Origin of the sequence: Burkholderia sp. Ac-20344 (assembly GCF_017104975.1) — a bacterium.
In the GTDB taxonomy this organism is placed as follows: domain Bacteria; phylum Pseudomonadota; class Gammaproteobacteria; order Burkholderiales; family Burkholderiaceae; genus Burkholderia.
Genome location: NZ_JAAGPP010000112.1, coordinates 22258 through 32056 on the forward strand (window position 1 = coordinate 22258; position 9799 = coordinate 32056).

The window sequence follows — 9799 nt, forward strand, 5'->3', positions numbered from 1 at the left end:
CGCAACGGGGCAGCCCGCCGCGGCTACCCCGTTGCTACGTGCTCAGTGAGCCAGCAGGACCGGCACCGTCATCGTCTCGAGGATCGTGCGCGTCGCACCGCCCAGCACGCGTTCATGCGCGCGGGTATGGCTGTACAGGCCCATCACCAGCAGGTCCGCATGCAGGTCGGTCACGCGGTTCAGCAGCGTCGCCCCCACGCTGATCGACCGCTCGCGCGGCGTTGTCGAGAACGATGCGCGAATGCCGTGCCGTTCGAGATACGCGGCGACGTCGACGCCGGCCGGCGTCTTGTCCGGATCGGGCTGCCCGCGCACGATCGTCTCGACATTGACGAAGCGCGCGCGCGCGAGCAGCGGCAGCGCATCGGCCATCACGCGGGCGGCTTCGCGCCCGCCGTCCCAGCCGACCAGCACGTTCTCGCCGAGCGTGCGCACGTCGCCCGCGTAGGGCACGACGAGCGCCGGGCGGCCGCTGCCGATCACGACGTCCTCGACGAAATGGCGTGCGACGTAGGTCATGCGGTCGTCGGGGTCTTCCTGGCCGAGGATCAGCAGGTCCGCATGGCGCGCATGCAGGATCGCGGCGTCGGTCGCGTTGCCGGCCGGCGCCCGCCATTCGACGCTGCGTCCCGCGCGCTCGGCGGCCGCGAGGAAGCGCTCCTCCGCCTCCTTGCACCGCTGGTCGCACAGGCGTTCGTAGACGGCCAGCTTCAGCGGTTCGTCGGGCCGCCGCAACGGTTCGAAGAGGTCCTGGCAAACCACGTAGAGGCCGATCAGGTGCGCATTCCAGCGCGCCGCGAGCTGGAGCGCGAGGTCGACGCGCGTCGCGCAGCGTTCGCTGTCGTCGAGATGGACGAGCAGGGTCTTGTAGCTCATGACGGTTCCTTTTCGGTTGATGCCGCGACGGTCTCGGCGGCTTTTCCCGGCGGGCAGCTCGCCGGAATCATCAGGACCGGGCGCGTGGCCAGACGCAGCACGCGCTCGGCCACGCTGCCGAGGAAGAGGCGCTGAACGCCACGCCGGCCGTGCGTGCCCATCACGATCAGGTCGGCCTCGAGCTCGTCGGCAAGCGCGACGATCCGGTGCGGGATGTCTTCGCCCGCCGGCGCGACATTGGAGATCTGCGGCGTGCCGGCGACGCCGCGCGCTTGCATGCGCTGCGCCGCGTCGTCCGTGACGCGCAGCCCTTCTTCCCGGAATGCGTCGACCAGGATCGACGGGTCGTAGCCGTACATGTCGTAGGCCGGCACCAGGAAATCGACGACGTAGACGGGAGTCAGCCGCGCACCCGTCTCCGACGCGAGCGTCAGCGCGGCATCGAGTGCGCGGGACGACGTGTCGCTGCCGTCGAGCGCAACCAGAATGTTCGAGTACATGGCGTTTCCCTTGTACGGATGTCGATGAAACCATCATCGGCGTGCGCGCGCCGATCGCGCTGATCTGGATCAAGCGTCGCGGTTGCCGCGCAACACGCGCACCGCGGCGCGCGCGGCGATCCACGCTTCGTTGGCCGGCTCGACGACCACCGTGACCGCGCTCGACGAAGACGACACGCCCTGCGCACGGTCCGCGTTCGCGCGAGGGCCGATGGCGACGCCGAGCCAGCCGAGCGCCGCGCAGATCCGCTTGCGCAGGACCGCCGAGTGTTCGCCGATACCGGCCGTGAAGACCCGCATGTCGAGGCCGCCGAGCAGTGCGGTCAGCCCATCGTCGTCGCAAGGCTGCGGCAGCACACCGGCCGGCTCAGTGCGACATCAGCACCGGCAGCGTCATCGACGCCAGCACCGTGCGCGTGGCGCCCCCCATCACCAGTTCGCGCCAGCGCGGATGGCCGTAGGCCCCCATCACGAGCAGGTCCGAGCCCGTTTCGTAAGCGCGCGAAAGCAGCGTGTCGCCGGTCGACGCGCCGGCGCCGATATCTAGCACGTTCACGTCGCGTGCATGGCGCGCGAGCATCAACGCGGCATCGGCGGCCGGAATGCGCAGGGTCGCCGCTTCGGAATCGGCGTCGACCACGGCGACGACCGTCGTGCGCTTCGCATGTTCGAGGAACGGAATCGCGTCGTGCGCGGCGCGGGCGGCTTCCCGGCTGCCGTCCCATGCGACGAACACCCGTTCGCCGATCGACGGGAATTCCCCGGTGTACGGCCAGAACAGCACCGGGCGGCCGGCGGACAGCACGAGGTTCTCCGGAAACTGGTCGTCGATGTAGGTCTCGGGATCGTTCGGGTCGCTCTGGCCGGCGATCACCAGGTCGGCCAGACGCGCCGCACGCGGCACGGCCAGGTTCGCGCGCTCGTTGGCGCGCACCCACGTTGCCGGCACCTTCGCGCGGGCCGTCTCCGCATGGAACAGGCGCTCCAGCGCGGCGAGCCGTTCGTCGCGCTGTTCGCGCTGCTCGCGGAAATAGTCGGCGGAACCGGCCATCACGTAGAACGAAAACGGTTCCGGCGTGTAGACGGCGAACAGCCCGGTCAGATGCGCACCGAAGCGCCGGGCGAGACGCAATGCGAATTCGAGGCGCGAATGCGCGCGGGCGCTCGTATCGAGGTGCACGACCATGCTCTTGTAGCTCATTGGAATCGCTCCATCGACGGGTGATCCGCCAGTGCAATCCAGTCTACGAAGCAGGGTTTCCGCGCGCTTGACTCAGATCAACGGGTGCCGTGCGCCACGGCCGCACAGTGAGGCGGTCGCAATGCCGATGCCGGCAAGGCGGCACGAGGCATGAGGCATGAGGCGGACGCCAACCCATTGACCGGATCGAGGGAGGGAACACGATGAGCGCCCACGCTGTGACGACACCGAACGACGCGTGCCGCGCGGGATGCGATCTCGCGTTGGGCCTGGCCGCGCTGAACCGCGGCTGGCAGCACGAATGGCATGCGTTGGCAGGGCGGTGCATCGTGGACGTGGCCCCTCGATCCGGCACGCCTGATCACGCACCGGTTCCCGCTCGACGACGTCGAGCGCGCGTACGACACGTTCGGCCGCGCGGCGCAGACCCATGCGCTGAAGGTCATCATCGAAGTCGGCTGACGGCCGGGGCGCGCATGGCGGGCGCCGGCGCGCGGCGGCCGGTTCCCGCCACGTCGGACGGAGGCTTCGCCGGCGCTGCCGTCAGGACGACAGCGCGGCGGCCTCGTGCGTGCCGCCGGATTCGACCGCGTCGAGATCGACGCACTGTGCGTACACCGGCACCTCGCTCGCCCAGTGCAGCCGCTCCGCGATGCGCCGCCGCAATGCATCGGCCGCGGCCGGTTCGCCGTGCGTGACGAAGGTCCGCACGGGCGCGCGCTGCATCGTGCCGAGCCACCGGAGGATTTCCTCGTAGTCGGCGTGCGCGGAGAGCGTCGTGATCGACTCGACCTGCGCGCGCACGCGCACGTACTCGCCGTGGATCTTCAGCGTCGGCTCGTGCGCGGCCAGCGCCGCGCCGCGCGTGCCGGCCGCCTGGTAGCCGACCAGCGCGATCGTGTTGCGCGCATCGGGCGCGTAGCGGCTCAGGTGATGCAGCACGCGGCCGCCCGTCGCCATCCCGCTGCCGGCGATGATGACCATCGGGCCATGATGTTCGGCGATCGCCTTCGACTGGTCGACCGTCCGGATCATCGTGGCCGCGTGGCCGAGCGCATTGGCTTCGGAGGGCGTCAGCCGGTGCTCGAGGATATGGTGGCGATAGATCTCGGTCACGTCGGTGGCCATCGGGCTGTCGACGTACACCGGCACGCGCGCCATCCGGCCGGACGCTTTCAGGCGCGCGATGTAGTGCAGGATCTCCTGCGCGCGGCCGACGGTGAAGCACGGCATCACGACCACGCCGCCGCGCGCGAAGGTCTTGTCGAACATCGCGGCGAGCTCGCTCTCGGGGTCCGAATCCGGATGCAGCCGGTCGCCGTACGTCGATTCGACGACCAGGTAGTCCGCATGCGCAGGCGCCAGCGGCGGCTGCATGATCGGGTCGCGATAGCGGCCGAGGTCGCCGGAGAACGCGAGCACCTTGTGATCCCAGTGCATCACGACGCTCGCCGCGCCCAGGATGTGCCCGGCCGGCAGCAGGCGGAACGCCAGGCCGGCGCCCAGCGCGGTGCATTCGTCGAACGCGACGGGCTTCAGCAACTGCAGCGCACGCTGCGCATCGTCCAGCGTGTAGAGCGGTTGCGCCGGATGATGCTTCGAGTAGCCGTGGCGGTTCGCGAAGTCGGCTTCTTCCTCCTGCAGCCGCGCGCTGTCGCGCAGCATGATGTCGCAGAGTTCGGCCGTGGCCGCCGTGCAGTACACCGGCCCGCGATAGCCTTCGCGCGCGAGCACCGGAAGATAGCCGCTATGGTCGAGGTGCGCGTGCGTGAGCACGACCGCGTCGAGCGTGTCGGGCGCGACCGGCAACGGGCTCCAGTTGCGCAGCCGCAGGTTCTTCGTGCCCTGGAACAGGCCGCAATCGACCAGCACGCGCCGGTGGCCGTGCTCGACCAGGTACTTCGAACCGGTCACGGTTTCGGTTGCGCCGAGAAAAGTCAGTTTCATGGGATCGCCTCACCGGGAGTCGAGGGAACAGTTAACCGATTACAGCGCGGATGGGCGTGAAGCGATTGATGGAAATCAGGGATTGCCGTTTCCAAGCCCGGGGTGGGCGGGTTTGTCATCCGGCCGTTGCGGCTCCGGTTTGACGTCAATCAACGCGCGGGCCGACGCGATGAAGCTGGCCGTTCCCGCCGGGGCGACACTGGCCGCATTCGTGGAGACGATCGAGGCCGCCGGCGGCACCGTCTACGGCCCGCTCGGCTGGGCCGAGCTGCCGCCCTGGCAGCGGCCCGATGTCGTGGCGCATACGCGAACGGGCTGACCGCCCGCAGTGCCGCGCTTCAGCCCGCGTCACCCCAGCCGCCGCCGAGCGTTCATGACGGGGAAGGCACGGGACGCCGGGGCCTCACGAACGCTCGCCGCCGGCCGCATTCAGCTGCGCGACGAAGGCGGCGCTGCCCGCAACCAGCGCGACGATCGCGTACGGGAGCACATGCACGCCGACCAGCATCGCATGCACGACGCCCAGCAGCGACGCGAGTGCGATGAACACGCCGAGCGTGGCAAGGACGATCCGGTTTGGCAGGCGCATCATGACGTTCTCCGGGGAGGCGGCGGCTGCCGCCCGTGATCGCGATGCCGCTTTGCCGCCATCGCGGCGGCTGCGGCTCGTGCAAGAGGTGACGTCATGATCGCGTGAAGGGGTCCGGCACGGTTGATCTGTATCAACGGACGAATCCGGCCGCCCGCCGGGCCGATTACGCCATCTGGCCGATCGTCTTGCGAAAGCGCATCAGCGACAGCAGGAACAGCGCGCACCCGATCGCGAACAGCACCGCGAACGGGATCCAGACCGCATCGAGGCCGGCGCCCCGGTACAGGATGCGTTGCGCGAGCTCGACGAAATGCGTGGTCGGCGCGGCCAGCATGATGTCCTGCACGGCGAGCGGCATGCTCTCGCGCGGCGTCAGCCCGCCCGACAGCAACTGCAGCGGCAGCAGCACGAGCACCAGCAGCATCCCGAACTGCGGCATGCTGCGCACGAGCGTCGCGAGAAAGATGCCCATCGACGTCGTCGCGAACAGGTGCAGCGCCATTCCGGCCACGAACAGCGGGATGGAGCCCGGAATCGGCACGTGCAGCGCGTCGCCCACGACGAGCGTCAGCGACGCGACGGCCGCCACCGTGACGACGAGCCCCATCGACCAGACCTTCGCGAGCATGATCTCTGCCGCGGTCACCGGCATCACGAGCAGATGCTCGATCGTGCCGTGCTCGCGCTCGCGGATCAGCGCGGCTCCGGTGAGGATCATCGACAGCATCGTCACGTTGTTGATCAGTTCCATCAGCGCGCCGAACCACACTTCGTCGAGATTCGGGTTGAAGCGCATCCGCATCGCGAGACCGACGGGCGGCAACGACGTACCGCGATAGCGCCGCACGAATGCGTCGATCTCGCCCGACACGATCTGCTGCACGTAGCCGCCGCCGGTAAACGCCTGCGTCATGCGGGTCGCGTCGACGTTGAGCTGGATCGTCGCATGGCGGCCGGCGAGCACGTCGCGCTGGAAATCCGGCGGAATGTCGAGCGAGAACGTGTAGTCGCCGTTGTCGAGGCCGCGATCGGCCGCGGCCGCGTCGACGATCGGCGGCGGCGCGAATTGCGGCGGGAAGAACGCCGCGGCGATGCGCGCCGACAGCGGCGACGCGTCTTCGTCGACGATCGCGATCGGCACCTTGTGCAGCGTTTCCGGGCGCGCGGTGGCGGCGACGTAGATCGACGCGCTGAACGTATAGACGATCAGCACGAGCAGGATCGGGTCGCGGGCGAGGCTCCAGAGCTCCTTGACCCCGAGCCGGAAGATGACGAGCAGGCGCGACATGGTCAGCGCTCCTGTTTGCGCAGCAGCACGCCGGTCATGACCAGGATGACCGGCGCCGCCGCGAGCAGCGGCCAGAACTGCGACGACAGGTCGGCCAGGCCGAGCGCCTTGTTGAATACGCCGCGGCTGATCGCGAGCATGTAGGTGGCCGGGTAGACCGTGCCGACCCACTTGCCGGCGCCTTCCAGCGACGACAGCGGCGTGAGCAGCCCCGAGAACTGCACGACGGGAATCAGCGTGCCGACGATCGTCATGAAGATCGCGGCGATCTGGCTGCGCGTGAACGTCGACGCGAACAGGCCGATGCCCGTGGCCACCACGTTGAAGATCAGCACCGCGGCCGAGAGCGTGAAGAAACTGCCCTTGATCCGCACGCCGAACGCGACGTCGGCCAGCACGACCATCAGCAGGAAGTTCAGCATGGCCAGCATCACGTAGGGCGCCTGCTTGCCGAGCAGGAATTCGGCGCGCGTGACGGGCGTCACGTACAGGTTGACGATCGACCCGAGCTCCCGTTCGCGCACGACGGCCAGCGCCGTCAGCATCGCGGGCAGCATCAGCAGCAGCATCGGCATGATGGCCGGAATCATCGCCGGCAGGCTCCTGACGTCCGGGTTGTAGCGATAGCGCACGGCGATCTCGACCGCCGGCCCGAGCGACGCGCCGAGCCGGCGCTTCGCCTGGTCGCGCAGCCAGTTCTCGTGCATGCCGGCGACATAGCCGCGGATCGTCTCGGCGCGCATCGGCATCGCGCCGTCGATCCACGCGCCGATCTCGACGGGCCGGCCGTGCGCGACGTCGCGGGCGAACCCGGGCGGAATCTCGATCGCGAGCGACAACTGGCCGTTGCGCATGCGGCGGTCGAGATCGCGATCGTCCGCGAGCGGCGCGCGCGGCACGAAGTAGCGGGAGCCGCCGAGGTTCTGCGCATAGTCCTGGCTCAGGATCGACTGGTCCCGGTCGAGTACCGCGAACGTCAGGTTGTCGACGTCGAGACTGATGCCGATGCTGATGACGCACATCAGGACGAGCGACCCGAACAGCACCAGCGTCGCGCGCAGCGGGTCGCGCCGCAGCTCCAGCACTTCGCGCCACAGGTAGCTGCCGGCGCGTGCGGGGCTGAACCACGCGGCCATGCGGCCGGAGCCGGTACTGGCACCGGCACCGGCGTCAGCGGCTTCGGGCGGCGCGCTCAGCCAGCCCGCGTCGGACGCTTCATCCATCGGCGCGCTGTCCGTACGCTGCGCATCGGTCAGGTACGCGATGAACGCCTCCTCGAGCGTGCCGGCGCCGCGCATGCGCACGAGTTCCCCCGGCGCGGCGCTGGCGAGCACGCGGCCCGCGTGCATCAGCGAGATGCGATCGCAGCGCGCGGCTTCGTTCATGAAGTGCGTCGAGATGAAGATCGTGACGCGATCGTGCCGCGCGAGCTCGATCATCAGCCGCCAGAAATCGTCCCGCGCGACGGGGTCCACGCCCGACGTCGGTTCGTCGAGGATCAGCAGTTCGGGCTTGTGCACCATCGCGACCGCGAGCGACAGCCGCTGCCGCATGCCGAGCGGCAGGCTGTCGGGCAGCGTGTCGAGCGCACCGGCGAGCCCGAAGCGCTCGACCATTTCGGCGACCCGCCCCGGCACGTCCGCTTCCGGCACGCCGAACAGGCGTGCATGCAGCACGAGGTTCTGCCGCACGGTCAGCTCGCCGTACAGCGAAAACCCCTGCGACATGTAGCCGACCCGCCGGCGCGTGTCGAGGTCGTCGGCCGCGACCGGCTGGCCGAACAGCGTCGCCGTGCCTTCGGAGGCGCGGAGCAGCCCCGTGAGCATCTTCATCGTCGTCGACTTGCCGCAGCCGTTGGAGCCGAGGAAGCCGAAAATCTCGCCGCGCCGGATCTGCAGGCTCACGTGGTCGACCGCGACGAAATCGCCGAACCGCATCGTCAGCCCGTCGGCTTCGATCGCATAGCCGGCGGCGGCATCGGGCTCGAACGGCGCGATCCGGATCGGCTGGTGGCCGCGCCGCTGCGCGTCCGGGAGCAGCGCGACGAACGCGTCCTCGAGCGTGCCGCACCCGGTGCGGGCCAGCAGCTCGTCCGGGCTGCCGGTCGCCAGCACGCGCCCGGCGTCCATTGCGATCAGCCGGTCGAACCGCCGGGCCTCGTCCATGTACGCGGTTGCCACCAGCACGCTCATCGCCGGTCGCGCGGCGCGAATGCGCCCGATCAGCTCCCAGAACTGGGCGCGCGACAGCGGATCGACGCCGGTCGTCGGTTCGTCGAGGATCAGCAGGTCCGGATCGTGGATCAGCGCGCAGCACAGGCCGAGCTTCTGCTTCATGCCGCCGGACAGTTTTCCGGCGGGCCGGTCCAGAAACGGATGCAGGCCGGTGCTGTGCGTGAGCGCGTCGATGCGGCGGCGCCGCTCCGCCGCATCGTGGCCGAACAGCCGTGCGAAGAACTGCAGGTTTTCCTCGACGGACAGCGTCGCATACAGGTTCCGGCCCAGGCCCTGCGGCATGTACGCGATGCGCCGGCAGACGCGCGCGCGATGGCGGCGTGACGACAGGTCGCCGCCGAGCGTCCAGACGCGCCCCTGCTGGATCGCGCGTGCACCGGACACCAGCGCGAGCAGGCTCGACTTGCCGACGCCGTCCGGCCCGATCAGCCCGATCATGCGGCCGGCCGGGATGTCGAGCGTCACGTCGTCGAGCGCGGCCTTGTCGCCGTAGCGCAGCGAGACGCCCGACAGGCGCGCGACCGGCGCGGGTTCCGCGCGAACCGGCAGGCCTTCGGTCGCGCCTGCACCGGTATCGGCCGGGAGCGCCGATTTCATTGGGGCACCTTGATCGCGAGGCGGGCCGGCCACGCGGCATGCGGGTCGATCTTCAGCCACGCGACACCCGGCAGCCCGGTCTTGACGAGCCGCAGATGGCGCTGCAGCAGGTCGCGGTCGATACGCGCCTTCACCCGGAACATCAGCTTCTGCCGTTCGGTAGCCGTCTCGACCGTCTTCGGCGTGAACTGCGCGGTGCTCGACACATACGACACGCGCGCCGGAATCACGTATTCCGGCGCCGCATCGAGCACGATCCGCACGTCGGCGCCGAGCGGCACCCGGCCGACGACCGTCTCGGGCAGGAAGAACGTCATGTAGACGTCCGACAGGTCGACCACGTTGAGCACCTTGCCGCCGGCCGGCAGCACCTCGCCCGATTCGGCCACGCGATACTGCACGCGCCCGTCGCGCGGCGAGTTCAGGTCGCTGTCCGAGATGTCTGCCTGCACGCGCGCGACCGTCGCCTGCGCGGCCGTCACGGCGGACTGCGCGGCGACGAGCTGGGCCCGGGTCGCGTCGATCGCGGCCTGCGCGGCCTGCACCTGCGCGCGCGCCGCGTTC

The 9799-nt window shown here is 69.7% G+C and carries 9 protein-coding genes and 2 pseudogenes; 2 read left to right on the forward strand and 9 right to left on the reverse strand.

Annotated features, from left to right (window positions below; all coding sequences use genetic code 11):
- Positions 1–42 precede the first annotated feature (42 nt).
- The 4 genes and pseudogenes from G3N64_RS28330 to G3N64_RS28345 all read right to left on the reverse strand — a co-directional run bounded on the left by G3N64_RS28330 (position 43) and on the right by G3N64_RS28345 (position 2577).
- The gene (locus tag G3N64_RS28330) at positions 43–876 is read right to left on the reverse strand and encodes a universal stress protein (protein ID WP_205786948.1); all 834 of its coding nucleotides are present in this window, start codon (positions 874–876) and stop codon (positions 43–45) included.
- Positions 873–1376, reverse strand: coding sequence for a universal stress protein (locus tag G3N64_RS28335; protein WP_205786950.1), 504 nt, complete (start codon positions 1374–1376; stop codon positions 873–875). The genes G3N64_RS28330 and G3N64_RS28335 overlap by 4 nt, the downstream gene beginning before the upstream one ends.
- A gap of 69 nt (positions 1377–1445) precedes the next feature.
- Positions 1446–1703 (reverse strand): annotated as a pseudogene (locus G3N64_RS28340) (acetate kinase); the annotation flags it as partial.
- 40 nt (positions 1704–1743) lie between these two features.
- Positions 1744–2577, reverse strand: a complete 834-nt coding sequence (locus tag G3N64_RS28345) for a universal stress protein (RefSeq protein WP_205786951.1) — start codon at positions 2575–2577, stop codon at positions 1744–1746.
- A gap of 342 nt (positions 2578–2919) precedes the next feature.
- Here G3N64_RS28345 and G3N64_RS28350 point away from each other — a divergent pair.
- Positions 2920–3039 (forward strand): annotated as a pseudogene (locus tag G3N64_RS28350) (alcohol dehydrogenase); the annotation flags it as partial.
- Positions 3040–3120: 81 nt separating this feature from the next.
- Here the strand turns inward: G3N64_RS28350 and G3N64_RS28355 are convergent.
- Positions 3121–4524 carry an MBL fold metallo-hydrolase gene (locus G3N64_RS28355; RefSeq protein WP_205786953.1) on the reverse strand — a complete coding sequence of 468 codons (1404 nt, stop codon included), beginning with the start codon at positions 4522–4524 and terminating at the stop codon, positions 3121–3123.
- Positions 4525–4663: 139 nt separating this feature from the next.
- Between G3N64_RS28355 and G3N64_RS28360 the strand changes: the two genes are divergently transcribed.
- Positions 4664–4843 carry a hypothetical protein gene (locus G3N64_RS28360; RefSeq protein ID WP_205786969.1) on the forward strand — a complete coding sequence of 60 codons (180 nt, stop codon included), beginning with the start codon at positions 4664–4666 and terminating at the stop codon, positions 4841–4843.
- Between the two features lie 84 nt (positions 4844–4927).
- Here G3N64_RS28360 and G3N64_RS28365 read toward each other — a convergent pair whose 3' ends face one another.
- From G3N64_RS28365 to G3N64_RS28380, 4 genes are all read right to left on the reverse strand, one after another.
- On the reverse strand, positions 4928–5116 hold the full coding sequence (locus tag G3N64_RS28365) for a DUF2964 family protein (RefSeq protein WP_205786955.1): 189 nt from the start codon (positions 5114–5116) through the stop codon (positions 4928–4930).
- A gap of 163 nt (positions 5117–5279) precedes the next feature.
- A complete protein-coding gene (locus G3N64_RS28370) occupies positions 5280–6404 on the reverse strand; it encodes an ABC transporter permease (RefSeq protein WP_205786957.1) in 1125 nt (374 codons plus the stop codon).
- A gap of 2 nt (positions 6405–6406) precedes the next feature.
- Positions 6407–9235, reverse strand: a complete 2829-nt coding sequence (rbbA, locus tag G3N64_RS28375; protein WP_241021248.1) for a ribosome-associated ATPase/putative transporter RbbA — start codon at positions 9233–9235, stop codon at positions 6407–6409.
- Positions 9232–9799, reverse strand: a 568-nt coding sequence (locus G3N64_RS28380) for an HlyD family efflux transporter periplasmic adaptor subunit (RefSeq protein ID WP_205786959.1), incomplete at its 5' end; no start/stop codon positions are given. The genes rbbA and G3N64_RS28380, both read right to left, overlap by 4 nt.